Origin of the sequence: Kitasatospora sp. NPDC058063, assembly GCF_042885395.1 — a bacterium.
Taxonomy (GTDB): Bacteria; Actinomycetota; Actinomycetes; order Streptomycetales; family Streptomycetaceae; genus Kitasatospora; species Kitasatospora lactacystinica.
The window spans coordinates 20,809-46,915 of sequence record NZ_JBHVSD010000007.1; the positions used below are offsets into that span (position 1 = coordinate 20,809).

General features: G+C 74.1%; 24 protein-coding genes. 12 read left to right on the forward strand and 12 right to left on the reverse strand.

Annotated elements, in window-relative coordinates:
- Positions 1-4 precede the first annotated feature (4 nt).
- From ACFVUY_RS13675 to ACFVUY_RS13685, 3 genes are all read left to right on the forward strand, one after another.
- Positions 5-1,057 (forward strand): ABC transporter ATP-binding protein, encoded by a 1,053-nt coding sequence (locus ACFVUY_RS13675; RefSeq protein ID WP_387694224.1) that lies wholly within the window; start codon positions 5-7, stop codon positions 1,055-1,057.
- A gap of 25 nt (positions 1,058-1,082) precedes the next feature.
- Positions 1,083-2,141, forward strand: coding sequence for an ABC transporter ATP-binding protein (locus tag ACFVUY_RS13680; protein WP_387730061.1), 1,059 nt, complete (start codon positions 1,083-1,085; stop codon positions 2,139-2,141).
- Positions 2,142-2,297: 156 nt separating this feature from the next.
- Positions 2,298-3,347: an ABC transporter ATP-binding protein gene (locus ACFVUY_RS13685; protein ID WP_387729781.1), complete on the forward strand. Its 1,050-nt coding sequence runs from the start codon at positions 2,298-2,300 to the stop codon at positions 3,345-3,347.
- A 24-nt stretch (positions 3,348-3,371) separates the two neighbouring features.
- Here ACFVUY_RS13685 and ACFVUY_RS13690 read toward each other — a convergent pair whose 3' ends face one another.
- From ACFVUY_RS13690 to ACFVUY_RS13710, 5 genes are all read right to left on the reverse strand, one after another.
- Complete coding sequence (locus ACFVUY_RS13690) at positions 3,372-5,084, reverse strand: ABC transporter family substrate-binding protein (protein WP_387729783.1); 1,713 nt, start codon at positions 5,082-5,084, stop codon at positions 3,372-3,374.
- 150 nt (positions 5,085-5,234) lie between these two features.
- Positions 5,235-7,649: a hypothetical protein gene (locus ACFVUY_RS13695; RefSeq protein WP_387729785.1), complete on the reverse strand. Its 2,415-nt coding sequence runs from the start codon at positions 7,647-7,649 to the stop codon at positions 5,235-5,237.
- A gap of 244 nt (positions 7,650-7,893) precedes the next feature.
- Complete coding sequence (locus ACFVUY_RS13700; protein WP_387694228.1) at positions 7,894-8,352, reverse strand: DUF6113 family protein; 459 nt, start codon at positions 8,350-8,352, stop codon at positions 7,894-7,896.
- The gene (gene mshB / locus ACFVUY_RS13705) at positions 8,349-9,257 is read right to left on the reverse strand and encodes an N-acetyl-1-D-myo-inositol-2-amino-2-deoxy-alpha-D-glucopyranoside deacetylase (RefSeq protein WP_387694229.1); all 909 of its coding nucleotides are present in this window, start codon (positions 9,255-9,257) and stop codon (positions 8,349-8,351) included. The genes ACFVUY_RS13700 and mshB overlap by 4 nt, the downstream gene beginning before the upstream one ends.
- Before the next feature lie 105 nt (positions 9,258-9,362).
- Complete coding sequence (locus ACFVUY_RS13710) at positions 9,363-9,557, reverse strand: DUF2304 family protein (RefSeq protein ID WP_049658010.1); 195 nt, start codon at positions 9,555-9,557, stop codon at positions 9,363-9,365.
- 313 nt (positions 9,558-9,870) lie between these two features.
- On the opposite strand from ACFVUY_RS13710, the gene ACFVUY_RS13715 reads away from it, so the two are divergent.
- The 4 genes from ACFVUY_RS13715 (at position 9,871) to ACFVUY_RS13730 (ending at position 15,173) form a co-directional block, all read left to right on the forward strand.
- On the forward strand, positions 9,871-12,024 hold the full coding sequence (locus tag ACFVUY_RS13715) for a prolyl oligopeptidase family serine peptidase (protein WP_387694230.1): 2,154 nt from the start codon (positions 9,871-9,873) through the stop codon (positions 12,022-12,024).
- A gap of 196 nt (positions 12,025-12,220) precedes the next feature.
- On the forward strand, positions 12,221-13,186 hold the full coding sequence (locus ACFVUY_RS13720; RefSeq protein ID WP_387729787.1) for an ABC transporter ATP-binding protein: 966 nt from the start codon (positions 12,221-12,223) through the stop codon (positions 13,184-13,186).
- A complete protein-coding gene (locus tag ACFVUY_RS13725) occupies positions 13,183-13,905 on the forward strand; it encodes an ABC transporter permease (protein ID WP_387694232.1) in 723 nt (240 codons plus the stop codon). Before ACFVUY_RS13720 ends, ACFVUY_RS13725 begins: the two co-directional genes overlap by 4 nt.
- Positions 13,906-13,913: 8 nt before the next feature.
- Positions 13,914-15,173: a sensor histidine kinase gene (locus tag ACFVUY_RS13730; protein WP_387694233.1), complete on the forward strand. Its 1,260-nt coding sequence runs from the start codon at positions 13,914-13,916 to the stop codon at positions 15,171-15,173.
- Here the strand turns inward: ACFVUY_RS13730 and ACFVUY_RS13735 are convergent.
- Positions 15,170-16,591 (reverse strand): sensor histidine kinase, encoded by a 1,422-nt coding sequence (locus tag ACFVUY_RS13735; RefSeq protein ID WP_387694234.1) that lies wholly within the window; start codon positions 16,589-16,591, stop codon positions 15,170-15,172. The genes ACFVUY_RS13730 and ACFVUY_RS13735 overlap by 4 nt on opposite strands.
- Complete coding sequence (locus ACFVUY_RS13740; protein ID WP_387694235.1) at positions 16,585-17,259, reverse strand: response regulator; 675 nt, start codon at positions 17,257-17,259, stop codon at positions 16,585-16,587. The genes ACFVUY_RS13735 and ACFVUY_RS13740 overlap by 7 nt, the downstream gene beginning before the upstream one ends.
- Before the next feature lie 146 nt (positions 17,260-17,405).
- Between ACFVUY_RS13740 and murJ the strand changes: the two genes are divergently transcribed.
- Together murJ and ACFVUY_RS13750 are read left to right on the forward strand one after the other, a co-directional pair.
- Complete coding sequence (gene murJ / locus ACFVUY_RS13745) at positions 17,406-18,980, forward strand: murein biosynthesis integral membrane protein MurJ (RefSeq protein ID WP_387729790.1); 1,575 nt, start codon at positions 17,406-17,408, stop codon at positions 18,978-18,980.
- Positions 18,977-19,297 carry a hypothetical protein gene (locus ACFVUY_RS13750; RefSeq protein WP_387694237.1) on the forward strand — a complete coding sequence of 107 codons (321 nt, stop codon included), beginning with the start codon at positions 18,977-18,979 and terminating at the stop codon, positions 19,295-19,297. The genes murJ and ACFVUY_RS13750 overlap by 4 nt, the downstream gene beginning before the upstream one ends.
- A 110-nt stretch (positions 19,298-19,407) precedes the next feature.
- Here ACFVUY_RS13750 and ACFVUY_RS13755 read toward each other — a convergent pair whose 3' ends face one another.
- A complete protein-coding gene (locus tag ACFVUY_RS13755; RefSeq protein ID WP_387729793.1) occupies positions 19,408-19,899 on the reverse strand; it encodes a GNAT family N-acetyltransferase in 492 nt (163 codons plus the stop codon).
- The gene (locus ACFVUY_RS13760; protein WP_387694239.1) at positions 19,896-20,837 is read right to left on the reverse strand and encodes a MerR family transcriptional regulator; all 942 of its coding nucleotides are present in this window, start codon (positions 20,835-20,837) and stop codon (positions 19,896-19,898) included. The genes ACFVUY_RS13755 and ACFVUY_RS13760 overlap by 4 nt, the downstream gene beginning before the upstream one ends.
- Before the next feature lie 77 nt (positions 20,838-20,914).
- Between ACFVUY_RS13760 and ACFVUY_RS13765 the strand changes: the two genes are divergently transcribed.
- On the forward strand, positions 20,915-21,544 hold the full coding sequence (locus ACFVUY_RS13765; RefSeq protein WP_387694240.1) for a response regulator: 630 nt from the start codon (positions 20,915-20,917) through the stop codon (positions 21,542-21,544).
- Positions 21,545-21,553: 9 nt separating this feature from the next.
- Here ACFVUY_RS13765 and ACFVUY_RS13770 read toward each other — a convergent pair whose 3' ends face one another.
- Positions 21,554-22,462: a transglutaminase family protein gene (locus ACFVUY_RS13770; protein ID WP_387729796.1), complete on the reverse strand. Its 909-nt coding sequence runs from the start codon at positions 22,460-22,462 to the stop codon at positions 21,554-21,556.
- A 61-nt stretch (positions 22,463-22,523) separates the two neighbouring features.
- A complete protein-coding gene (locus ACFVUY_RS13775; protein ID WP_387729799.1) occupies positions 22,524-23,468 on the reverse strand; it encodes a GNAT family N-acetyltransferase in 945 nt (314 codons plus the stop codon).
- A 199-nt stretch (positions 23,469-23,667) separates the two neighbouring features.
- Between ACFVUY_RS13775 and fdxA the strand changes: the two genes are divergently transcribed.
- Both fdxA and dapC read left to right on the forward strand, forming a co-directional pair.
- Positions 23,668-23,994 (forward strand): ferredoxin, encoded by a 327-nt coding sequence (gene fdxA, locus ACFVUY_RS13780; RefSeq protein WP_030061559.1) that lies wholly within the window; start codon positions 23,668-23,670, stop codon positions 23,992-23,994.
- Between the two features lie 20 nt (positions 23,995-24,014).
- Positions 24,015-25,163 (forward strand): succinyldiaminopimelate transaminase, encoded by a 1,149-nt coding sequence (gene dapC, locus ACFVUY_RS13785; RefSeq protein ID WP_387694243.1) that lies wholly within the window; start codon positions 24,015-24,017, stop codon positions 25,161-25,163.
- 81 nt (positions 25,164-25,244) lie between these two features.
- Here dapC and ACFVUY_RS13790 read toward each other — a convergent pair whose 3' ends face one another.
- Positions 25,245-26,045: a hypothetical protein gene (locus ACFVUY_RS13790; RefSeq protein WP_387694244.1), complete on the reverse strand. Its 801-nt coding sequence runs from the start codon at positions 26,043-26,045 to the stop codon at positions 25,245-25,247.
- Between the last annotated feature and the right edge of the window lie 62 nt (positions 26,046-26,107).

A 26,107-nucleotide genomic window follows, 5' to 3' on the forward strand; every position in this document is an offset into this window, starting at 1 on the left:
CATCGTGAGTACAGCGGTGGACACCACCGGGCGCGAGCAGGAGGCGCCGTACCAGGGGCCGCTGCTCGACGTGCGGGACCTGCACGTCGAGTTCGTCACCCGGGACGGCGTCGCCAGGGCCGTCAACGGCGTCAACTACTCCGTCGCGGCGGGGGAGACGCTGGCGGTGCTGGGGGAGTCCGGCTCGGGCAAGTCGGTGACGGCGCAGGCGATCATGGGCATCCTGGACATGCCGCCGGCCAGGATCCCGCGCGGCGAGATCCTCTACCGGGGCCAGGACATGCTCAGGATGAGCAAGGAGGAGCGGCGGCGGATCCGCGGCCAGAAGATCGCGATGATCTTCCAGGACGCGCTCTCGGCGCTGAATCCGGTGCTCAGCGTCGGCTACCAGCTGGGGGAGATGTTCCGGGCGCACCGGAAGGTCTCCCGCAAGGAGGCCCGGGACCGGGCCGTGGAGCTGATGGACCGGGTGCGTATCCCGGCCGCCGGGCAGCGGGTGAACGACTACCCGCACCAGTTCTCCGGCGGTATGCGCCAGCGCATCATGATCGCGATGGCGCTGGCGCTGGAGCCGGACCTGATCATCGCGGACGAGCCCACCACCGCCCTGGACGTGACGGTGCAGGCGCAGGTGATGGACCTGCTGGCCGAGCTGCAGGCGGAGTACAACATGGGCCTGATCCTGATCACCCACGACCTCGGTGTGGTCGCGGATGTTGCGGACAAGATCGCGGTGATGTACGCGGGCCGGATCGTCGAGACGGCCCCGGTGCACGAGCTGTACGCCCGGCCCGCGCACCCGTACACCCGGGGACTGCTGGACTCCATCCCCCGGCTCGACCAGAAGGGCCAGGAGCTCTACGCGATCAAGGGCCTGCCGCCCAACCTCCTGCGCATCCCCGAGGGCTGCGCCTTCAACCCCCGCTGCCCGCGTGCCCAGGACCGCTGCCGGACCGAGGTGCCGGAGCTGTTCCCGGTGAGCGAGGAGGACGGGACGCCGCTGGAGGGGCGCGGCAGTGCCTGCTTCTTCTGGAAGGAGACCCTCCATGACCGTTAACGGGTCCAGCGCACTGGGCGCGGCGATGCAGGAGGAGGTCGCCTTCGAGCAGGAGGTGCCGCGCGGCCGGCCGATCCTCGAAGTCCGGGACCTGGTCAAGCACTTCCCGCTCACCAAGGGCGTCCTGTTCAAGAAGCAGGTCGGCGCGGTGAAGGCGGTCGACGGGGTCACCTTCGACCTGATGCAGGGCGAGACGCTCGGGATCGTCGGCGAGTCCGGCTGTGGCAAGTCCACGCTGGCCAAGGTGCTGATGAACCTGGAGCCGGCCACCTCGGGATCGGTCCGCTACAAGGGGGAGGAGATCTCCCGGCTCTCCGGGGCCGGGCTGAAGGCCGTCCGCCGGAACATCCAGATGGTGTTCCAGGACCCGTACACCTCGCTCAACCCGCGCATGACGGTCGGCGACATCATCGGTGAGCCGTTCGAGATCCACCCCGAGGTGGCGCCCAAGGGCGACCGCCGCAAGGCCGTCCAGGACCTGCTGGACGTGGTCGGGCTCAACCCGGAGTACATCAACCGGTACCCGCACCAGTTCTCCGGCGGTCAGCGCCAGCGCATCGGCATCGCCCGCGGTCTCGCGCTCAAGCCGGAGATCATCATCTGCGACGAGCCGGTCTCGGCGCTGGACGTGTCCGTCCAGGCGCAGGTGATCAACCTGCTGGAGCAGCTGCAGGGCGAGTTCAACCTGTCGTACATGTTCATCGCGCACGACCTCTCCATCGTCCGGCACATCTCCGACCGGGTCGGCGTGATGTACCTGGGGAAGATGGTCGAGATCGGCAGCGACGCGGAGATCTACGACCACGCCACCCACCCGTACACCCAGGCGCTGCTCTCCGCGGTGCCGGTGCCGGACCCGAGGGCGCGGGAGATCCGGGACCGGATCGTGCTCACCGGCGACGTGCCCTCGCCGGCCAACCCGCCGTCCGGCTGCCGCTTCCGCACCCGCTGCTGGAAGGCGCAGCAGCGGTGCGAGGCCGAGGAGCCGCTGCTGGCCGCGCCGTCCTGGCTGGACGGCGCGGCGCGGCACGACTCGGCGTGTCACTTCGCGGCGGAGAGGGAGGCCGGGCAGGGCGCCGGCTGAGACCGGTCGATGACCAGGGCGCGTCCCCGCCGGCGGGGACGCGCCCTTTCCCGTGACGGAAAAGAGATCTGCCGCAGGCTCGCCAAGTGCGGTCCGTTCCTTGATAGTTGCTCTGCGCCCAGCAGTGGGTGCCGCGGCGCCGGGGAGGCTGCTCTGATGGACGCGGTGGAGCTGATCGGCGGCGGTCGGGGGAGCGCGGAACCCGGGACGCCGCTGCTGGAGGTCGACGACCTGCACGTGGAGTTCCGTACCCGGGACGGCGTCGCCAGGGCCGTCAACGGGGTGAGCTACTCCGTCGCGGCGGGGGAGACGCTGGCGGTGCTGGGGGAGTCCGGCTCGGGCAAGTCGGTGACGGCGCAGGCGATCATGGGCATCCTGGACATGCCGCCGGGGCGGATCACCGCGGGGCGGATCCTGTTCCGCGGCGAGGACCTGCTGACCATGGGGGCCAACGCCCGGCGGTCCGTCCGCGGCGGGCACATCGCGATGATCTTCCAGGACGCGCTCTCGGCGCTGAATCCGGTGCTCAGCGTCGGCTACCAGCTGGGGGAGATGTTCCGGGCGCACCGGAAGGTCTCCCGCAAGGAGGCCCGGGACCGGGCCGTGGAGCTGATGGACCGGGTGCGCATCCCGGCCGCCGGGCAGCGGGTGAACGACTATCCGCACCAGTTCTCCGGCGGTATGCGCCAGCGCATCATGATCGCGATGGCGCTGGCGCTGGAGCCGGACCTGATCATCGCGGACGAGCCCACCACCGCGCTGGACGTGACGGTGCAGGCGCAGGTGATGGACCTGCTGGCCGAGCTGCAGGCCGAGTACAACATGGGCCTGATCCTGATCACCCACGACCTCGGTGTGGTCGCGGACGTCGCGGACAAGATCGCCGTGATGTACGCGGGCCGGATCGTCGAGACGGCCCCGGTGCACGAGCTGTACGCCCGGCCCGCGCACCCGTACACCCGGGGACTGCTGGACTCCATCCCCCGGCTCGACCAGAAGGGCCGGAACCTGCACGCCATCAAGGGCCTGCCGCCGAGCCTGCTGAACCCCCCGGAGGGCTGCGCCTTCAACCCCCGCTGCCCGCGCGCCCAGGACCGCTGCCGGACCGAACTCCCCGCGCTGACACCGGTGACCGGCGAGCACGGGACGGAGCTGGCGGGCCGCCGCAGCGCCTGCCACTACTGGCGCGAGACGCTGCACGGCTGAGGCCGCGACCGGCCCGGCCGGCGGCTACTTCGCGAAGCCGACGTTCTCCCAGACGATGTCGGACAGGCCCTGCGCGCCGATGTTGGCGAGGTCGGCTCGGGCCCCGTACAGCTGCGGGCGCTGGTAGAGCGGCAGGACGCCGGCCACCTTCCAGAGCTCCCCGTCGGCCTGGTTGATCGCCTCGGTGGCGGTGGCGGCGTCGGCCGCGGCCGCCGCCCGGTCGAGCGCGGCGTCCACCGCCGGGCTGCCCGCCCCGACGTGGTTGGTGCCGCCGCTCTGGACGAAGTTGGCGCGGTTGCCGCTGGCCGGGAAGGGGGTGCCGATCAGCGAGTAGGCGGCGATGTCGAAGTCGTTGCGGTTGACGTACTTGTCGAAGAACTCGTTGGCGGGGGCGGTCACGGTGGTGACCTTGATGCCGACGTCCTTGAGCATTCTGGTGGCGTTGGCGGCCTCGGCCTGGGCCGGGTTGACGCCGGCCGGGACGACCATCCGCAGGTTCAGCTCGCGGCCGTCCTTCCTCCGCACGTCGCCGTCCAGCTTCCACCCGGCCGCGTCCAGCTTGCGGGCGGCCTCTGCGGGGTCGTAGCGGGCCAGGCCCAGGGAGTTGTCGCGGTAGCCGTTCTGGTTGGTGACCAGCAGGTGGTTGTTGAGCGGGACGGCGGGCCAGTCCAGGCCGCTGAGGTCGGAGCGGATCACCACGTCCCGGTTGATCGCCTGGAAGACGGCCTGGCGCACGGTCGCGTCGCCGAGCGCGGGAGTGCGGGCGTTCAGGGTGAGCTGGCGGAAGTCCGGTCCGCCGGCCCGGCGCACCGCGGCGCCCTTGGTGTTCCTGACCACCTGGTAGCCGGCCACGTCCGGGCCGATGTTGACGAGGTCGAGCTGTCCCTTGGCGAAGGCGGCGGGCATCGCGTCGGGCAGCATCGCGTGGAAGACGATCCGGTCCAGCACCGGCTTGTCGCCCCACCAGGAGGGGTCGGCGACCAGGGTGACGGTCTGGGCGGCGCGGTCCAGCTGCTCGACCTTGAACGGGCCGGCGGTGACCGGGAACGCGTCCAGGTAGGAGGAGTTGAACAGCTCCGGCGTGGAGATCCGGCCGGCGGGCAGCAGCGGGGCGTTGCCGGCGCTGTTGAACATCGACTGCCACTCGGAGAACGGGTGGTCGAAGGTCATCACGGCCTGGAAGTCGTCCTTGCCGCGCTCCACCGCGGAGACCAGCTCGAAGCCGGTGCTGCTGGAGGACTTGTAGGCGGGGTCCTTCCCGTTCAGGGCGCGCCAGTTGGCCTCGATGTCGCGCCAGGTGATCGGGGTGCCGTCGGACCAGTGGGCCTTCGGGTTGAGCGTCCAGGTGACCACCTGCCGGCCGTCCCTGAGCTCGGCGTGCGCCTCCTGCAGGTAGGCCGGGTTGGGGGTCTGGGTGCCGGCCGCGTCCGAGCGGAAGAAGGTCGGCAGCAGCGGCTTGCTGACCATGACGGTCGAGGACTCGCTGCCGTCGGTGTGGATCGGCGACCACTGGCGGGAGAACTGGGCGATCGCCAGGTTCAGGGTGCCGCCCTGGCGCAGCTGGGCCCGGTCGTGCGGGTTGATGTCGACCGAGGTGAGCTTGGGCGACGCGAGGGCGGCCGTCGGCGCCTCGGCGGCGTCCTGACCGGAGGTGCAGGAGCAGAGGGCCAGCGAGAGGGTGAGGGCGGTGAGACCGGCGAGCAGGGCCGTCCCGTGGTGCTGGAGGCGGCGGCGCATCGGCGTGCTCCCCGGGGTGGATGTGGCGGATGGTGTGGCGTCACATCTTGCTGACCGGGACGGGTGTTGTCGAGGGGCGGGCCCTGATGCGGGCCCGCCCCTCGTGCGGTGCGGGTACGGCGGACGCGGACGCGCCGCCCCCCGACCGCGTCAGACCACGAACTTGAAGGTGCGGTCCTTGTCGCCGGTCTTGTCTAGCACCGAGGTGATGCCGTCCGCGACGTCCTGCGGGGTGATCGCGGCGACCTGGCCGTTCTTCTTGACCTTCACCTTGTCGAACGCGGTGCCCAGCTGGGCGGCGAGCGCGTCGAGGTCCCACTTGGGCACGATCTTGCCGGAGGCGTCCGGAACGAGGGTGAGCGCCTTGGCGGCGGTCTTCGGGCCGAAGTCCCAGGACTTGGCGCCGGCCACGACGTGCACCTTGCCCGCGGCGATCTGCTTGCCGAGGGTGTCGGCGGCACCCTGGAGGGCCTGGGTGGAGATCTTCGGCTGGGCGGCCGTGACGGCCAGGGCGATCGGCTGCTCGGGCTTGCCGTCGGCGCGGTCGCGGTAGGCCTGCGCGATCACGTCCAGGGCGCTCGCCGAGTCCACCGCCTGGCCGGCCCGGCCGGGCACGACGATCGGCTCGCCGTTGACGTCGCCGAACTTGACGTAGCCCTCCTGGAGGCCCTGGCCGGAGCCGGCCGCGAGGGTGTCGAGAGCGGCCTTCAGCTTGGCCTTGTCGACCTTGACCTCGGGGGCGACGGTCTTGGTGCCGCCCTTGAGCGACTTGAAGACGTCCAGTGGGTTGTAGCTGTGCTGGGCCAGGCCGTCCACGGTGGCGGTGGTGTCGAAGCTCAGTCCGGCGACCGCCGGGTCGAGGTCCACGGCCTGGTCGCCGATCTTCAGCTTGAGCGGCTGCTGGCCGGCCTTGCCGACCGACTCGTCCAGCTGGTGGATCGCCTGGTCGCGGCTGCTGCCGCCGATCTCGGCGCCGAGCACCACGGTGCCCTTGGGGACGTCGGACTGGTTGAGCATCAGGCCGGTGCCGTACGCGGCGGCGCCGAGGAACAGCACCGCGACGACGCCGTAGACGCCCAGCTTGACCAGCTTCTTGCCGGCCCCGCCGCGCTTGGCCCTGGCCGGGGCGGCGGGCTCGGCCTTCGCCTTGGCGGGGGCCGGAGCGGGGGCCGGGGCGGCTTTGGAGCCCTTGCCGCCCTTGCCGCCCTTGGCGTTCCCGGTCTCCTCGGGCCGGGGGCCGGGTGCCGGGGCCGGCAGCGGGGTGACCGCGGTGGCCTCCGGGTCGCCGGGCTGCGCGGCGGTGCCGGGCGCGCCCGGGAAGAGGGCGCCGGGGCCCGCCGGAGCGGCGGGGACCTCCTGGCCGTGGCCGGGGGCGGCCGGGCGCTGGGCGGCGAACGGGTCGGTGCCGGTCGGGGCCGAGGCGAACAGGCCCGGCTGCGGACGGCCGTCGGCGCCGTTCGGGGCGCCGTTCCGGGGCAGCCCGGGTATCGCGGCGGGCGGCGGGGTGTTGTCGCGGATCGGCGCGAAGCCGTCGACGGAGGTGTCCTCCGGGTTCGGCTCGGTGACCGGCCCGGCCTGCGGGTGCGGCGCGGGCGCCTGGTGGCCGTTCGGCTGGAAGCCGTTCTGCGGGCCGGGCTGCTGCGGCCCGCCCGGCCGGTTCTTGCGCTGCTGACGGTTCTGCGGCTGCCCGTTCTGCTGCCCGTTCTGCTGTCCGGGGTTCTGCTGCCCGCCGTTGCGCCGGGGCAGGCCCTGCGGGCCGGCGTCGGGAACGGAGGTGCCGAACGGGTCGGTGACCGGCGCGAACGGGTCGGCGGCCTCGTACACGCCGGGCTCCTCCACCGGGGCCTCGGCGTGGAACGGCGCGGCGGGCGCGGCGGCCGGGTTCGGCTGCTTGCCCTGGGAGGGCACCGGCCGGCCGTTCGGGGCGCCGTTGCGGGCGCCGTCGGCACGGGCGGGCCGGCCCGCGGCCGGACCGGCACCCTGCGGGCGCGGCTCGGCGCCGCCGGGGGCGACCGGGGCCTCCGTGGTGCCCACGGCACCGGCCGGAACGGTCGCCGGAGCCGCGGCCGGCGCGGACTCGGCGGTCGCGGCCTTCTTCTGGCGCGGACGGAACCAGGCGCCGGTGGACTCCGACTCCGAGGTCGCCGGCGGGATCGGCGGGATCTGCCACTCCGGCGGCAGGTTCGGCGGGGCGGCCTGGCGGCCGCCGTCGTCCATCACACCGAGGACGGGCGAGGTCGGCGCGGAGCGGTGCCGCGGGCCGCCCGGTTCGGCGGCGGCGGCCGGGGCGTCATCGCCCGGGCCGTCCTCGTTCTTGACGGTGCTGCGGACGACGACCGGCGGGATCGGACGCGAGCCGGGGATGTTGATCCGGACCCGGGTGGTCAGGGTGGTCTCGGTCTTCGGACCGTCGTCCTCGCCGCCCGACGCGGTGCCCGGTCCGGCGTCGGCCCGGTCGCCGCCGGGGAGCCCCGGCGTGCCGTAGGGCGGTGTGCCCGACGGGTAGGCGTCCGGACCCGTGCGCCGGGGCGTCGGGTGGGCGTTGTCAGATTCGCGGCTGCTCAATGCTGCTCTGCTCCGGGTTCGCGGGCGGGCCGTGCGGCGCGACCGCGGTTCGTGGTCGCCGGGCCTTGGCTGGGGCGGGCGGCGGTCGGGTACGGCGTTCTGCGGGACCACCATACTGGGAAGAACTGAGCGGCGAACGGCTTCGGACAGATCCTGATACGTCCGGTTCCTCCGGTATGAGAGTAAGGCCGTACGCTCCTGACTGCTCGTCGTACGCGGTACGGTACGCCGTGCACGACCCGGGTCAGCGCGGGGGGCCGGGCACCCCGGGGAACCAGCTGGTGCGGGTGGGCAGGGTGGCGCAGATCACGCCCAGCACCGACCCGGCGAACAGCCAGGCCAGCGAGGTGGCGTTGGACCACAGCACGTTGTCGCCCTCGGGCCGGGGCACGATCAGCAGCAGCATCGCCAGGAACCAGCCGGCCGCGGGCGCGCCCGCGCCGAGCCGGGTGCCGGTGACCCGCAGGCCGGCGTAGAAGGTGGCGCCGGTCGCGGCGAGCGCCAACAGGACCCCCACCGGCGGCCACAGGGCCTGCACAAAGGATCCGCAGACCGACACCGCGGCACCCAGCAGGAAGAACAGGACGTAGGCCCCGATCCGGGCGGCGCGCGGGGGCTGGGGCTCCGCCAGCCGCTCCTCGCGGGTGCCGAGGACGGCGGCGGCGAGCGTGCGGCGCGGCGGTGTGGCGTCGGACTTGCTCATCGGGTGCCCTCCTCGGCGTGGGCGGCGTCGAGCGGAAGGCCGGCGAACAGGTCGTCCTCCGGCCCGCCCGGCCCGGCCTGGCCGTGCACCAACTGGTAGTACTCGGTGGTGAACAGCGGCTGGGCGAGGTCATTGGAGAGCGCGAAGAAGGCGCCGTCCACGGTGATCTGGGTGGCGTGGGCGGTCAGCGCGGCGGCCTTGCGCCCCGCGTACGCCGCGCCGTCCAGGACGGTGGTGACCACCTCGTCGTCGACCACGCCGGGGACGTCGGAGGGCTGCGCCACGCCCGGGAAGGACGCCTTGGCGGCGGCCTCGGCGAGCCCGGCCTCGATCACCGAGCGGGGCATCCGGTTCCAGTACACCTTGGCGATCCGCCAGGCCGGGCCCAGCTCCGGCCGGTGCGCCGGGTCGGCGGCCAGCTCGTGGGCGCGCGTCGCGACCCGGTGCGCCTGGATGTGGTCCGGGTGCCCGTAGCCGCCGTCCGGGTCGTACGTGACCAGCACCTGCGGGCGCGTCTCGCGGATCACCGCGACCAGGTGGCCGGCCGCCTCCTCGACGTCCGCCCGCCAGAAGCAGCCGGGCACGTCGTTCTCGGGCACGCCCATCATCCCGGAGTCGCGGTAGCGCCCAGGGCCGCCGAGGAAGCGGAAGTCGGTCACGCCGAGGGCGCGCATCGCCTCGGTGAGCTCGCCGATCCGGTGCGCGCCGAGGGTGTCGTCCCGATCGGCCGTCAGGTGGGCCAGCCGCGCGGGGATCACCTCGCCGCCCTCGCCGAGGGTGCAGGTCACCAGCGTGACCCGGGCGCCCTCGGCGGCGTACCGGGCCATGGTGGCGCCGTTGCCGATCGACTCGTCGTCGGGGTGCGCGTGCACCAGGAGGAGGCGGCGGCCGGTAGTCGCGGTCATGGGAGGAAGCCTAGGGCCTGTCGTCGCGCTCCCGTCGTCCGCCCGGACGGCGGGCGGGGCGGGCGCGCGTGCGACGACAGGCCCTCGCGGGCTGCGGCGGCGGGGTCAGAGCCTCAGGCCGTTGATCATTCCGGCGAGGTTGCTGGTGACCTGGCTGATCGACGGGGCGATCGAGCTGGACGCCAGGTAGAAGCCCAGCAGCGCGCAGACGATCGCGTGCGCCAGCTTCAGGCCGGACCGGCGGATCAGGATCACCACGATGACCAGCATCAGCACGGCGGCGGAGATGTTCATGGCCATGTCGGCTCACACCCCTTCTCGGGCACGCCGCCCGGGGGAGAGCGGCGAGGGACGGTGCGGGACTGGGGGCTGCGGGTGACCGCGGTCCGGGACGGGGCCGGGCGTTCACTCGCGCGACAAGTCATACCCGATGAGTGAGGGTGTCATTACCCTCGGTGAGTCCGCGCGCGCCGGGGCATCGTGGCATCCGAGGGGCGCGTGGGCCGGTCGGAGGCGGTTTGGACCTCTTTGGGGCGTACTTGTCGACGATGCTCCGAACGAGTGATCAACGCACGCCCGGGGGTGGTGGTCCGTCGTCATAAGGTCTGGTGCCATGACCTCCCACACCTCTGCCGACACCTTCCCGAGGCAGTACGCGCGGACCCTGCGCTACACCGTCGGCGCGCCCCGCTCCTTCTCCGTCGCGCCGGACGGCTCGCGGGTCGTCTTCCTCCGCTCGCGATCCGGCCGCGACCGGGCGAACCTGCTCTGGACCCTCGACACCGCCACCGGCGAGGAGCGGGTCGCCGCCGACCCGGCCGCGCTGCTCGGCGGCGGCGAGGAGGACCTCTCGCCGGCCGAGCGGGCCCGCCGCGAGCGCAGCCGCGAGGGCTCGGCCGGCATCGTCGGCTACGCCCTGGACGCGGCCGGGAAGCTGGCCGCCTTCGCCCTCTCCGGCCGCCTGTTCACCGCCGACCTGGCCACCGGCGCCACCGCCGAACTGCCCGCCGAGGGGCCGCTGCTGGACCCGCGCCCGTCCCCGGACGGCGCCTACGTCGCGTACGCCAACACCGCCGGCGAGCTGCGGCTGACCCGCACCGACGGCGGCGGCGACCGGGTGCTCGCCGAGCCGGACGGCCCGAACGTCACCTGGGGCCAGGCCGAGTTCATCGCGCAGGAGGAGATGGACCGCGACCGCGGCTTCTGGTGGTCCCCGGCGGGCGACCGGCTGCTGGTCGAGCGCGCCGACGACAGCCCGGTGCGCCGCTGGTGGATCGCCGACCCGGCGAACCCGGACCGCGAGCCCGCCGAGGTCGCCTACCCGGCGGCCGGCGGCGCCAACGCCGAGGTCGGGCTCTGGCTGCTCGACCTGCACGGCGGGCGCACCGAGGTGGTCTGGGACCGCGAGGCCTACCCGTACCTGGGCCGGGTGCACTGGTCGAAGGGCGGCGTGCCGCTGCTCCTGGTCCAGACCCGCGACCAGCGCGGCCAGCGGATCCTCGGCCTGGACGCCGCCACCGGCGCCACCGAGGTGCTGCACGAGGAGAAGGACGGCGTCTGGCTGGAGCTGTTCCCGGGCGCGCCGGCCTGGACCCCGGACGGCAAGCTGGTCCGGATCTCCGACGAGGGAGGCGTGCGGGCGCTGGTGATCGGCGACCGCGCCGTGACCGGGGCCGACCTGCACGTCCGCTCGGTCGTCGCGGTCACCGAGCGGGAGGTGTTCTTCGGCGCCGCCGGCGGCGCCGAGGAGACCGACCCCGAGCCGGGCTGGATCGGCGTCGGCCGGATCAGCCACGACGGCACGCGACTGGGCTGGGAGTCCGCCAACGGGCGGCCGTTCACCTCCGTCACCAGCGCGGTGCACGGCGGCGGGATCACCGTCCGGGCCACCGCCGAGCCGGACCTGCCCGGCACCCTGGTCCAGGTCGCCCGGGACCTGCCCGAGGGCCTGGCGGTCGACGACGTCGCCACCATCGCCTCGTACGCCGAGACCCCGGTCATCACCGCCCGCCCGGTCTTCCGCTTCGCCGGCGAGCGCCGCATCCCGGCCGCCGTCTTCCTGCCCACCGGCTACGACCGGGAGCGGGACGGCCTGCTGCCCGTCCTGATGGACCCGTACGGCGGCCCGCACGGCCAGCGCGTCGTCCAGGCGCACAACCCGCACCTCAACTCGCAGTGGTTCGCCGACCAGGGCTTCGCGGTGGTCGTCGCCGACGGGCGCGGCACGCCCGGGCGCGGGCCGGCCTGGGAGAAGTCGATCGCCTTCGACTTCGCCGGGGCCACCCTGGACGACCAGGTGGAGGCGCTGCGGGCGCTCGCCGGGGAGTTCCCGCTGGACCTCGACCGGGTCGCCGTCCGCGGCTGGTCGTACGGCGGCTACCTCTCCGCGCTCGCCGTGCTGCGCCGCCCGGACGTCTTCCACGCGGCGGTGGCCGGGGCGCCGGTGACCGACTGGGAGCTGTACGACACCCACTACACCGAGCGCTACCTCGGAGACCCGGCCGAGCGGCCCGAGGTGTACGCCGCCAACTCGCTGAGCGGGTACGCGGCGGGCCTGGAGCGCCCGCTGATGATCATCCACGGGCTGGCGGACGACAACGTGGTGGCCGCGCACACCCTGCGGCTGTCCTCGGCGCTGCTCGCCGCCGGGCGCCCGCACACCGTGCTGCCGCTGTCCGGCGTCACCCACATGACCCCGCAGGAGGAGGTCGCGGAGAACCTGCTGCTGCTCCAGGTCGACTTCGTGAAGCGCTCGCTGGGGATGTGACACCCGTCCGACCAGCGCTTTCGGCGGCCGGTGCCCCTGACGGGGGTACCGGCCGCCGGCATGACATCCGTCATGCCGGAGGCACGACGGCGGACACTGCCGCCGTCACCCGCCCGCGCGGGACTCTGAGGAGGTGCGAACAGCACCCGACCGTGACACCACGGGCGTGACACCATCAGAGGACAGGAGCCGGGCGATGGGTACCGAGGTGGCCGCCTTCCGCGGCATGGGCAAGAGCTACGGGCGGGTGCGCGCCGTGGACGGACTCGACCTCGTGCTGAGGCCGGGAGAGACCGTCGCCCTGCTCGGACCGAACGGCGCCGGGAAGTCCACCAGCCTGGACCTGCTGCTCGGCCTGCGCGAGCCCGACCGGGGCAGCGTGACCCTGTTCGGCGGCACCCCGCGGGCGGCGATCGAGGCCGGCCGGGTCGGCGCGATGCTGCAGAGCGGCGGGCTGATGACCGACGTCAAGGTGCGCGAGCTGGTGCGGCTCGCCTGCGACGTGCACCCGCGCGGCCGGTCGGTCACGGAGGTGCTGACCGACGCCGGGATCACCGAGCTGGCGGAGCGGCGGGTCGACAAGCTGTCCGGCGGCCAGGAGCAGCGGGTCCGCTTCGCCCTGGCCATCGCCGGCGACAACGACCTGATCGTGCTGGACGAGCCGACCACCGGCATGGACGTCAGCGTGCGGCAGTCGTTCTGGGCGAGCATGCGCGCGCAGGCCGACGCCGGGCGCACGGTGCTGTTCGCCACCCACTACCTGGAGGAGGCCGACTCGATCGCCGACCGCGTGCTGGTGCTGCACCGGGGCCGGCTGATCGCCGACGGCAGCTCGGCGGAGATCAAGGCGCGGGCCGGCGCCCGCCGGGTCGCCTTCGAACTCCACGACGCGGACGGCGGGTTCGAGGAGTCCGTGCTGCGCACCCTGCCGGGCGTGCAGTCGCTGGACGTCACCGCGAGGGTCCCGGGGGTGCGGACGGTACGGATCCGGACCGCGGACGCCGACGCCGCCGTGGCCGGGATCTACCGGGCGGGGCTGTACCCGCGCGGGCTGGAGGTCGCCGGCGTGGGCCTGGAGCAGGCCTTCCTGACCATCACCGGCGAGCTGGACCGCGAGGACGGCGCCGGCCGCGAGAGCACCGAGAAGGAGACCGTGCGATGACCACCCTGATCCGGCTGGAGATCCTGCGGACCCTCCGCAACCGGCGCTACCTGCTCTTCACCGTCGCCTACCCGGCGCTGATGTACTTCTTCTTCATCAACGCCTACGGCTCCACCCAGCTCGCCGGGGGCCTGCCGGTGAAGACCTACTTCATGGTCTCGATGGCCACCTTCGGCGCGGTCGGCGCGGTGCTGACCGGCAGCGCGCAGCGGATCTCGCTGGAGCGCAAGAGCGGCTGGGTGCGCCAGCTGCGGCTGACCGCGCTGCCCGGCCGGGCGTACACCGTCGGCAAGATCGCGGCGACCGCCGTCACCACGCTGCCGGCGATCCTGGTGGTCTTCGCGGTCGGCGCGAGCCAGGGCGTCTCGCTGAGCGCGCCGCAGTGGCTCGGGCTGGCGGCCGCGCTCTGGCTGGGCAGCTTCGTCTTCGCCGCGCTCGGGGTGGCGCTCGGGTACGCGGCGGCGCCGGACGCGGTGCAGCCGATCGTGATGATCACCTACATGGCGATGGCCCTGCTCGGCGGCACCTGGTTCCCGGTGAGCGGCTCGCTGGAGAGGTTCGCCCGCTTCAACCCGGTGTACCTGTACAACCAGCTGGCCGACTTCACCCGGCCCGGGCACTCCCTGGACACCGGCGCGGTCGCCGGGCTGGCCGCCTTCCTCGTGGTGTTCGGCGCCGCCGCGGCGGCCCTGTACCGCCGCGACAGCCGCCAGGCATGATGATCGACATGAGTGACGCGCGCCAGGCCCACCGCCCCGACGAACCGCCGGAGGTGGGCGTGGCGCGCGCGTCCTTCATGAACGTGCCCGGTTCCCCGGTGGAGAGCAGGCGCCAGCTGCTGGTCAAGGTCGCCTGGATGATGCTGTGGATGCTCTACCTGGCCTACCCGGCGGGCGACCTGCTGAACGGCGGCCACACCACGGCCGGGACGGTGCTCGGCTGGTGCTGCCTGGCCGGGTTCGTGGTCGCCTACGTGCTGCTGGTGGTCTTCCGCTCGCAGGCCGGGATGCGGCCGCGGGCCTGCCTGGTGATCGTCACGACGATGGTCGGGCTCGCCGTCGCCGCCCCGGTCGGCCTCGGAGCCGCGTTCCTGACGCTGTTCATCTACGCCTCGGTGTGCGTCGCGATCATCGTGCCGACCCACTACGCGCTGCGCGCCCTGGTCGCCATGGCCGTGCTCACCGCCGCCGTCGGGACGGGCATCGGGGCCGGCGTCGGCAACGTCTCCACCTTCGCGCTCGGCGCCTTCCTCTCCGGCGTCGCGATGACCGGTCTGCAGCGGCTGGTCGCCACCATGAAGGAGCTGCGCGAGGCCCGGGCCGCGGTCGCCCACCTGGCGGCCTCCGAGGAGCGGCTGCGGCTGGCGCGCGACCTGCACGACCTGCTCGGGCACTCGCTGTCGCTGATCACCCTGAAGAGCGAGCTGGCCGGGCGGTTCATGGACGCCGGCAAGGACGAGGCGGCGCGGGCGCAGGTCGCCGACATCGAGCAGGTCGCCCGGCAGTCGCTGATCGACGTCCGGGAGGCGGTGACCGGCTTCCGTCGCCCGACCCTGCCGGTCGAACTGGCCGCCGCCCGTACCGCGCTGGCCGCCGCGCAGGTCCGGCTGGAGGCCGCGCCGGAGCTGGTGGACGCCTGGCCGTCGCTGGCCGACGAGGAGACCGGGGCGCTGGCCTGGGCGCTGCGCGAGGCCGTCACCAACGTGGTCCGGCACGGCGAGGGCGCCACCGTCTGCACGGTGACCGCTGACGAGAGCTGGGAGGCGAGCGGCGAGCGCTACGCCGTCCTGGAGATCACCGACAACGGGCGCGGGCCGGGCAAGTCCCAGCCGGGCAACGGCCTGTCCGGGCTGGAGGAGCGGCTGGCCCTGGTCGGCGGGCGGCTGGAGACCGGGCCGGGGGAGCGGGGGAGGGGCTTTCGGCTGCGGGCCTCGGTGCCGCTGCGGACGGTGTCCGCGGCCACGGCCCAGGCACACCCGGAACCCTAGGAGTCCCGTCCGGCCGACGGCAGTTCCAGCACGAAGCGGGCGCCGTGCGGGGCGTGGGCGACCCGCAGGGTTCCACCGTGCCGGGTCGCGATGTCCGCCGAGATGGCCAGGCCCAGGCCGCTGCCGCCGGCGTCCCGGCTGCGGGCCTCGTCGAGCCGGGTGAACGGCTCGAAGATCCGCTCGCGGTCCTCCGGCGGCACGCCCGGGCCGTCGTCCCGGACCTCCAGGACACAGCCGTGCACGGTGTGCCGCACGGACAGCACCACCTCGGCGGCCGCGTGCCGCTGGGCGTTGTCCAGCAGGTTGCGCACCAGCCGGTGCAGCCGGATGCGGCTGCCGCGCACCAGCACCGCTTCGGGCGCGTCCACCCGCAGGGCGAGCCGGGCGCCGACGACCGGGCGGTACTGGTCGGCGAGTTCGCGCAGCACGGCGGACAGGTCGACGTCGGTGAGCCGGCCGGCCGACGCCGGGTGCGAGTCCCGGGCCAGGAACAGCAGGTCCTCGGTGAGCTGCTGGAGCCGCTCGACCGAGGTGAGCGCCTCCCGGGTGGTGGCCGGCCAGTCGGTGCGCTCGGGGTGCGCCAGCGACACCTCCAGATTGGTGCGCAGCGCGGCGATCGGGCTGCGCAGCTCGTGCGAGGCGTCCGCGACGAAGCGCTGCTGCTGCACGGCGGATCGCTCCAGCCGGTCCAGGGTGGCGTTGGTGGTCCGGGCCATCCGGGTGAGCTCGTCGCCGGCGCGCGGCACCGGGACGCGGCGGTCCAGCCGGTGCTCGCCGATCTCGGCCAGCCCGGCGCGGATCGCCTCCACCGGGCGCAGCGCCCGGCTGGTCGCCGCCCAGGCCACCAGCGCGACCAGCAGCGCGGCGGCCGGCACGCCCAGCTGCAGCACCGGGTCGATGGTGTGCAGCGAGGCCTCGGCGGCGAACGGGGTGACCAGCACGTACACCGTGAACGGGCCGGCCATCGGCTTCGTCTGGTCGCCGTCCTTGCGCAGCAGGGGGCTCCAGCTGCCCATCGCGGTGAAGGTGCGTCCCGAGTAGCGGTTGGCCGCGGCCGTGCCCGCGGGGCCGACGGTGACCCGCTGGACGGACTGCCAGTCGTCCCGGGCCAGGTGCGGTACGGAGGCGGGCGGGGGCCCGACCAGGTGCTGGGTGGTCAGCGTGCCGCCCATGAACAGCACCTGGCCGTCGCCGCCCAGCACCACGTACGGCAGCCTCCAGTTGTCCACCAGTTGCTGGCCGAGCTTGTAGCCGTTGCTGAGATCGTGGGACTGCGACTTGGCCTCCGCCTGGGCGGCCTCCAACTGGGCGTCGTACAGGTGGCCGCGCAGCCACCAGGCGCCGCCGCCGAGCAGCAGCAGCGCGGTCAGTCCGGCCGCCAGCGAGGTGCGCAGGCGGGTGGAGAGGCGGCTCAGCACGGTGCGGTCTCCAGTCGGTAGCCGGCGCCGCGCACCGTGGTGATCGAGCGGACGCCGAACGGGGTGTCCACCTTGCGGCGCAGCATGCTGACGTACACCTCGACGATGGACTCCTCGCCGTCGAAGGCGATGTCCCACACCTCGTCGACGATCCGGCGCTTGGAGAGCACCTCGCCGGGGTGCTCGGCCAGGCAGCGCAGGACGGCGAACTCCCGCTCGGTGAGGGTGATCTCGGCGCCGCCCCGGCCGCAGCGGCGGCCCGCCGGGTCCAGCCAGAGGTCGCCGACCCGCAGCAGCGGGCCCGGGGTCTGGCTGCGGCGGAGCAGGGCGCGCAGCCGGGCCAGGAAGACCAGGTAGGAGAACGGTTTGGTGAGGTAGTCGTCGGCGCCGGTGTCCAGGCCCTCGGCCTCGTCGTACTCGCCGTCCTTCGCGGTCAGCATCAGGATCGGGGTGGTGACGCCGCCGACGCGCAGCGCCTCGCACACCTTGTAGCCGTTCAGGCCGGGCAGCATGATGTCGAGCACGATCGCCCGATAGGCGTGCCGCTGGGCCAGCCGCAGGCCGGTGAGACCGTCCGGGGCGAGGTCGACGGTGTAGCCCTCCGCCTCCAGACCGCGCCGTACGGCCGCCGCGACCTGGGCGTCGTCCTCCACCACCAGAATCTCCATGCGGATCAGGATGCCATCGGCGCCGGATCCGTTCCTTAAGTCGCCTTCAGCTTTCTCAGCCTCGCTTCAGGGGAACCGGAGCATGCTCTCGCCGGGTTCGCCGATCCGTCCGGGTCGGCGCTGCTCGGAGCGGGAGGGACCGGCGGATGAGTGTTCTGGAAGGCCCCGCGGTGCCCGTCCGGCACCGCAGGCCGCGCCGTGCGCTCCCGCCCGGCCTGGTGATGGCGGCCGGGACGGTGGTCTCCCGGGCCACCGGCTTCGTCCGCTCGGCGCTGCTGGTGGCGGTCCTCGGCTCGGGGCTGCTCGCGGACGGGTACAACGTGGCCAACACGGTGCCCAACATCCTGTTCGTGCTGCTGATCGGCGGTGCGCTGAACACCGCGCTGGTGCCCCATCTGGTGCGCGCCGCCGAGGAGTCGGCGGACGGCGGGGCGGCGCACACCGACCGGCTGGTGACGGTGCTGGTGGTCGCCCTGCTGGTGCTGACGGCGGTCGTGGTGCCCGGTGCGCCGTACCTGGTGCGGGCCTACACCTCGTACGACGGTGCCCAGTTGGACCGGACGGTGCTGCTGGCGTACCTGTGCCTGCCGCAGGTGTTCTTCTACGGGCTGTTCACGGTGCTCGGCCAACTCCTCAACGCCCGGCGGCGGTTCGCGCCGATGGCGTGGGCTCCGGTGCTCAACAACCTGGTGGTGATCGGGGTGTTCGGCGCCTTCGTCGGCCACCGCTCCTTCGACGAGCGGGACCTGACCGTGCTCGGGGCCGGGACGACGGCCGGCGTGGTGGCCCAGGGCCTGGTGCTGCTGCCCTGCCTGCGGGCGGCCGGGGTGCGGCTGCGGCCGCGCTGGGACTGGCGGCGGGCGGGACTCGGCGAGCCGCTGCGCGCCGCCGGGTGGACGCTGCTGCTGGTGCTCGCCGACCAGGCGGGCTACTGGGTGGTCACCAGGCTGTCGACCTCGGTCGGCGCGCAGGCCGCCGCGGCCGGGCTGCCGGGCGTCGGGTACACCGCCTACAGCAGCGCGTACCTGCTGTGGATCGTGCCGCACGGGGTGGTCACGGTGTCGCTGGTGACGGCGGCGGTACCCGCGCTCAGCGCGTCCGCCGGCTCCCCGCGGGCCGTGCGGGCGCTGCTCGCCCGGACCGTGCGCACCATCGCGGTGGTCACCGTCCCGGCGGCCTGCGGGCTCGCGGTCCTCGCGCCGCAGCTGTGCGCGCTCGCCTTCGGGCACGGGAGCACCGGCCCCGCCGACGTCCGGGCCATCGCCGGAATGCTGACCGCCTTCGCGCCCGGCCTGGTCCTCTACTCGGCCTCGTACGCGCTGACCCGCGCCTTCTACGCGCTGGGCGACAGCCGCACGCCCTTCCTGCTCAACCTGCTACCGGTCGCCGCCACGGCCCTGGGGGCGGTGCTCTGCCACCGGCTGCTGCCGCTGCGCTGGGCCGTCACCGGGATGGCCGGCTGCTACGGGGGCTCGTTCCTGCTGACCGTCCTGGGCGCCTCCCTGCTGCTGCGGCGACGCCTCGGCCCGGTGCGGGTCCTGGGCGACCACGCCAGGCTGCTGCTCGCCGCCCTCCCGGCCGCCACCGCGGCCTGGTGGACCGCGCGGTACGGCCTGGCGCCGGCCGCCGCCACCCTCGCCGTCGGCTACCTCCTGCTCGCCCGCCTCCTGCGGGTCGACGAACTGTCGGCCCTCACCACACGATTGCGCAGACGCCCATGACTCTCCTTCCCACCGATGTCGCCCGTGTCCTCGACGTCCTCCTCCCGGAGGGCCACCCCCTGCGCGCCCAGGTCCCGCACCTGCGCGTGGAGTCCCGCTGCCGGTGCGGCTGCAGCACGGCCCTCTTCGCCGGCGTCGCGGACGGCGCCCGTTCGGACGTGGTGGCCGAGGCGGCGATCGGCTCCGACGGCGAGATCCTGCTCTTCGCCGAGGACGGCCGGCTCTCCTGGCTGGAGGTCTGCTCCTGGAGCGATCCCAAGCTCACCCTCGCCGACGCGGCCCGCTTCCTGCGCGGGGAACCCGGGCGGCCGGGGTGAGCGTCCTTTCGGACATGCCCACCGTTCTCGTGCTCGGCTTCGACCCGCACACCGTCCCCGGCACGGACGGCGACGCCGTGCGGGCCCTCCTCGACGCCCGCCGGTATGCCTCAGCCGAGGTCGGCCAGGTCGCGGCGGTAGGCGAGGGCGGGGCGGTCGCCGAGGAGGAACTCGTGCCGGAACGCGAAGCCGTTCCGGGCGAGGACGGTCTGCGAGGCGGGGTTGTCGCGGGTGGTGACGGCGGTGAGGAAGCGCAGTCCGTACCTGGTGGCGGCGAGCCGGCACGCCTCGGCGACGGCGGCGGTGGCGACGCCGCGGCCGGTGGCGGACTCGGCCACCCGGTAGCCGATCTCGGCGCCGCCGTCGGCGAGGTCGACGAGGTTGACGCGGCCGACCAGCTCGCCGGCCGCGTCGCGGACGACGTGGAACCGGCAGGTGCCCGCGGCCTGTTCGGCGAGGAGGGCGGCGTGGCGGTCCGCGAACCCGGTGAAGTAGTCGTCACCGCGGTCCGGGATGCTGCGGGCGAAGTGGGCGCGGTTGGCGCGTTCGAAGCCGAGCAGTTCCTCGGCGTGGTCGGGGCACAGCGGTTCCAGGGTGATCATTCCGACAGTCTGGCCCGGAGGGCCTCGGTGAACCACTCGAATACGTCCCGCAGGTTCTCCGGCACCGGCCAGCCGTTGACGGTCGCCATCAGCTGCCAGTAGCGCTCGGCCCGTGGGTCGTCGGCCGTCCCGAGGCGGTCGAGCAGCCACCGCCGCAGCGCGGTGTCGTCCGGGCGGCCGAAGGCCTCGGCGTAGGCGGCGGCGAGGGCGGCGACGACGGGGTCGGCCTCGGGGGAGGCGGGGGCGACGCCGGCCGCCAGCGCGGTCCGGACCAGGGAGGTCACCGTCCCGGTGAGCTCGACGTGCAGGCCGGTGCGGTCCCCGTCGGCGCGCTCGGCGGCCTGGTGCTCGGCCATCCGGCGCACCGCCGCGCGGAAGTCCGGGTCCTGGACGAGTTCGCCCAGTTCCACCCAGGCCTCGACCTGCTCCGCCCTTGGCTCGTCGGGCAGTTCGGGCATGGCCGAGCGCATCATGGCGACGAACTCCGGGTTGGCGTCCAGACCGCCGAAGACCTCGTCGACGAAGTCGTGGATCAGACGCCGGCGTTCGGCGTCGGAGAGCGCGGCGAGCTTGTGCATGAGTCTCATCTCCTCGGGTGTGGAACCGCGTTGGGCGACGGCGAGCAGCACCGCCCGGCGCAGCCGGAGGGTGCGGATCTGCACCTCCAGCGCCTCGGCGTGCGCGGCGGCGACCTCCCGCAGCGGGGCCTCCCGCTCCAGCACCCGGCGGATCGCGGGCAGGTCGAGCCCGAGTTCGCGCAGGGTGCGGACGAGGTCCAGCCGGGCGAGCGCGTGGACGTCGTACCGCCGGTAGCCGGCCGCGGTGCGGCCGGTGGGCGGCACCAGGCCGGTGTCGGCGTAGAACCGGATGGCCTTGACGGTGAGTCCGGTGCGCCGGGCGAGCTCGCCGATCGAGTAGAGCATGTCGCTGCCGTCCATGGACCTCACTCTGGACCCTCCCCTTACCGGAGACACAAGCCCGTCGCCGTCGCCGGACACGCCCTAAGGTCGTGGCCATGAACGACACTGACAACGGGGCCTCGATCCGCGTGCTGCTCGCCGAGGACCAGGGGATGGTCCGGGAGGCGCTGGCCGCGCTGCTCGGGCTGGAGGGGGACATCGACGTCGTCGCGCAGGTCGGCCGCGGGGACGAGGTGGTGGCGGCGGTGCTCGCGAACGACGTGCAGGTCGCCGTGCTGGACATCGAGATGCCGGGGATGACGGGCATCGAGGCGGCCGCCGAGCTGCGCGGCCGGGCGCCCGGGACGAAGGTGGTCATCGCGACGACCTTCGGCCGGCCCGGCTACCTGCGCCGGGCGATGGAGTCGGGCGCGGACGCCTTCCTGGTGAAGGACGCGCCGGCCGCCGAGCTGGCGGAGGCGATCCGCCGGGTGCTGCGCGGCGAGCGGGTGATCGACCCGGTGCTGGCCGCCGCCGCGCTGGCGGAGGGCGCCAACCCGCTGACCCCGCGCGAGCGGGACGTGCTGGGCGCGGCCGCCGACGGCGCGGTGAACGCGGACATCGCCCGGCGGCTGCACCTGTCCGAGGGGACGGTGCGCAACTACCTGTCGATGGCGATCCAGAAGACCGAGGCCCGCAACCGTACCGAGGCGGTGCGGATCGCCCGCGAGAAGGGCTGGCTGTAGGCGGGCGGGTCAGTTGAGCCGGTGCCGGGCCGCCCGGGCCTCCTGGCGGACCTTGGCGGCGGTGTCCGGGTCGAAGGTGTCCAGGATCTGCGCGTAGGCGTCCATCTCCGCCGATCCGCCGAGGAAGTCCCCGGTGCGGACGAGGAGTTCGGCCCGTTCCAGGCGCAGCTGGGCCGGGTGCCGGGGCAGCAGCAGGGAGAGTTCGGTGGCCCACAGCTGGGTGCGGGCGTGCTCGGGGCGGTCGGCGGCCCAGACCCGGATGTTGCCGAGCACCCGCAGCACGATCTCCAGCGGCTGGGCCGGGGTGAGCATGGCGGGGGTGAACTCCTGCCCGGCGGCGGCGACCAGCCGTTCGACGTCCTCCGGGTCGAGCAGCCGCCCGCCGTGGAACGGGTCGGCCAGGACGTAGTCCTCGCCGCCCGCCGGGCCGCCCACCGCGACGATGAAGTGGCCGGGCAGCGCGATGCCGTGGACGGTCAGCCCGGCCCGCCGCCCGACCGCCGTCCACACCAGGGAGAGCGTGATCGGCAGTCCGCGCCGCCGCCGCAGCACCTCGGGCAGCAGCGAGGACTCCAGGCGCCGGTAGTCCGACTGCCGTCCGTGGAAGCGCTCCCGTCCGCCGAGCACCGCGGCGAGCAGGGCGGCCGTCTCCTCCGGCCCGGTGGGGGCCCGTTCGGCGACGGCCTGCCGGACGGCTGCCGCGTGCCGCTCCAGCGCGGCCTCGCAGGCGGCGAGCAGTGCGTCCACGCCGGGCGGTTCGCCGGGGTCGCCGGGGTCGGGCACCATGCCGTGCTCGGCGGCGGCGAGCAGGCACAGCAGCACCGGGTCGGGCTGCTCGGCGCGGGCGGCGGTCCGGAAGCGGTCTCTGCTCTGCTCGGTCACGGTGACGGCGACGGCTTTCGTACGGCGGACGGACAAGGCGGCGGACGGACGGTCGGGCGATCGGTCGGGTGATCGGTCGGACGGTACGGACTGGCGGCTACCCCTGGGGAAGAAGGGCGTAGTGGTAAGTGTGACTGGTCGTGAAGCCGAGTCCGTCATAGAGCGCGATCGCCCCCGCGTTCTCCGCCTCGACCTGGAGGTACCCGCCGCTCGCCCCCTCCTCGGCCGCGCGCGAGGCGAGCACCGCCATGACCGCCGTCGCCAGCCCGGCCCGCCGGGCGTACGGCTGGACCTCGATCGCGCCGAAGCAGGCCCAGTCCCCTTCGATGACGCAGCGTCCGATCGCCAGTGGGGGCTGCCCGGGGGCGCCCGGCACGGTGGCGAACCAGACGGAGGGTCCGCCGTGCAGCACCTGCCGGGCGGCCTCCTCGACGGCCGGGTCGCCGCTCACCCGCCGGTACACCGACAGCCACCGGTCGTCCGCGGTCCGCGCCAGCCGGACCCTCTCGTGCCCGGTGCCGACCCGGGCGAGCACGGCCAGCGGGGCGGTGCGGACCAGGGTGGGTGCGTACCCGGCGCCGAGCCGGTCGAGCTCGGCGACCAGCGCGGTCGGCGAGCCGGGGGAGATCACCTCGACGTACGCGGGCAGCCCGCGCGCCGCGTACCAGGCGCGGACGGCCGCCAGCGCCTGAGGCAGCGGCAGCCCCGGGTCCCCGAGCGCCTGGACGGAGTTGGCCCGCCGGGTGAACCCGGCGGCGGCGCGCAGCGTCCACTCGCCGAGCGGCTCCTGCTCGACGGCCGGCCAGCCGCGGCCCGCGATCCGCTGCAGCTCGACCGGCGCGGTGACCGGCAACGGGGCCCGCCGAACCGGAAACGGCGGCACGATCTTGCCCGCGACCAGCAGCTTCTCCGGCAAGTGCACCGGATCGCCGGAACGCGGGGCGATCGTCAGCCCATGATCGTCCCACGATGTGAGCACGCCGATCGAATCCCGGAACACCGGCCGGTCGTCCACGAACTCCGCGAGGCGTCGGACCGACACGCGTCGTCCCACGTCAGAGCGATCTATCCGGACCTCCGGACGGTCGCCGACCGGGTTGACCGTCGCCATCTGGCCACCTCCTGTGCATTTGCGGTCTCCGACCCGCGATACTAGGGGCGGGCATCGACGACGCCGCGCTCACCGCGCACGGCAGCAGAACAGAACGGGCCACCAGGCCCTTCCGAGGAGGAACGACAGCGTGACCTACGTCATCGCGCAGCCTTGTGTCGACGTGAAGGACAAGGCGTGCATCGAAGAGTGCCCGGTTGACTGCATCTACGAGGGCGAGCGATCGCTCTACATCCACCCGGATGAGTGTGTCGACTGTGGCGCGTGCGAGCCGGTCTGCCCGGTCGAGGCGATCTTCTACGAGGACGACACTCCGGAGGAGTGGAAGGACTACTACAAGGCGAACGTCGAGTTCTTCGACGATCTGGGTTCGCCCGGTGGCGCCTCGAAGCTCGGCCTGATCGAGCGTGACCACCCGTTCATCGCCGCTCTGCCGCCGCAGAACGCCGACCACTGACGATCGGTGGCAGAACAGCTGTGAGCACCAACAGCACGCGCGCGCCGTTCCCGGGCCACCCGGGGGCGGCGCGTCGCGTTTCGGACAAGCTCCCGGTCTTCCCCTGGGACAAGCTGGAACCGTACAAGGCGACCGCCCTGGCCCACCCGGGCGGGCTCTGCGACTTCTCCGTCGGCACCCCGGTGGACCCGGTCCCCGAGGTCGTCCAGAAGGCGCTGGCCGCGCACACCGACACCCCCGGCTACCCGACCGTCTGGGGTCCGCCGGAGCTGCGCGAGGCGATCGCCGGCTGGCTGCACCGCAGGCTCGGCGCGCGGATCGGCCCGCAGGCCGTGCTGCCGACCGTCGGCTCCAAGGAGCTGGTGGCCTGGCTGCCGACCCAGCTCGGCCTCGGCCCCGGCGACCAGGTCGCCTACCCGCGCCTGGCCTACCCGACCTACGAGGTGGGCGCCCGGCTGTGCGGCGCCGAGCCGGTCGAGTACGACTCGGTGGACGAGCTGGACGGCTCCCGGGTGCGCCTGCTCTGGGTGAACTCGCCGTCCAACCCGACCGGCCGGGTGCTGGGCGCGGACGAGCTGCGCCGCGCCGTCGAGTGGGCCCGGGAGCACCGGGCACTGCTGGTCAGCGACGAGTGCTACCTGGAGCTGGGCTGGGAGGCCGACCCGGTCTCGGTCCTGCACCCGGACGTCTGCGGCGACGGCCACGAGGGCCTGCTGGCCGTGCACTCGCTCTCCAAGCGCTCCAACCTGGCCGGCTACCGCGCCTCCTTCGTGGCGGGCGACCCGGTGGTGGTCAAGGAGCTGCTGGAGGTGCGCAAGCACGGCGGCATGATCGTGCCGGCGCCGGTCCAGGCGGCGACGGTCGCCGCGCTCGCGGACGACGCGCACGTGGCCGAGCAGCGCGAGCGGTACGCGGCCCGGCGCTCGGCCCTGCGGGCGGCGCTGGAGGCGTACGGCTTCCGGATCGAGCACTCCGAGGCGAGCCTCTACCTGTGGGCGACCCAGGACCGCCCGTGCTGGGAGACGGTGGCCGAACTGGCCGGGCTGGGCATCCTGGTGGCGCCCGGCGACTTCTACGGGCCGGCCGGCGACCGCTTCGTGCGGGTCGCGTTCACGGCGACCGACGAGCGGGTCGCCGCGGCCGTGGAGCGGCTGGGCGCGGCGCGCTGACCGCACCCGGACGACCGTACGGCGAAGGGGGCCGGTGTCACGGACACCGGCCCCCTTCGGGGTTCTCCGCGGAGGCGGGGGTTACAGCGGCAGGCCGTTGAGGCCGCCGCCGTTGAGGCTGCCCAGCAGGCCGCCGAGCGGGCCGAGCGCCCCGGTCAGGCCGGACAGCGGGCTGTTCGAGCCGAGGTCGGCACCGCCGAGGCGGTTGGCCGACCCGTGCTCGGCCAGGCCGAGCACGTCGGTGGCGGGCAGGTCGGCCGGCAGGGTCTGCTCGACGGAGCCGAGCGGCAGCGCGCGCTGCACCGCGCCGACGGGCAGGGCGTCGGCGACGGCGGTGCCGCCGGGGACGGCGCCGGTGAGGGTCCCGGCGGCCGGCAGGGTCTGGGTGACCGGGCCCGACGTGAGCCCGTCGAGCGGGCCGGTGCCGGCGGTGGCGCTGCGGGTGGCCGTGCTCCTGCCGGTGACGGCCTCGCCGAGCTTGCCGGCCAGGGCCGAGGTGACCTTCGGGGTGACCGAGGAGAGCCGGCCGGCCGTGGCGGCGGTCTCGTCGACCGGGGCGGTCAGCGAGCCGGCCTTCTCGTTGGCCTCGGGCAGCTGCTGGGCGACGATGTTGCCGGCGGCGTCGGCGGAGGCCGGTACGCCCGCGGCGACGGTGGCCGCACCGGTGGTGCCGGCGGCCTGGCCGAGCTGGTGGGTGGTGTGCTGGAGGGTGGAACCGGTGTCGGTGTTGGTCAGCTGGCCCAGCGGTGCCGCGAGGTCGCTCTTGGGCAGCAGGGCGTCTCCGCCCAGGGCGGACGCGGAGCCGGCGGCGAGCAGCGGGGTCGCTCCGGCGGCCACGACGAGCGCGGCCTGGGCGATCCGGCGCGTGAGGGGGTGAGACATGGGGCTCCTCGAAGGGGTCTGGGTCCGTCCCGTCCGCCCCGGGGGCCGGGTGTGGCCGATCG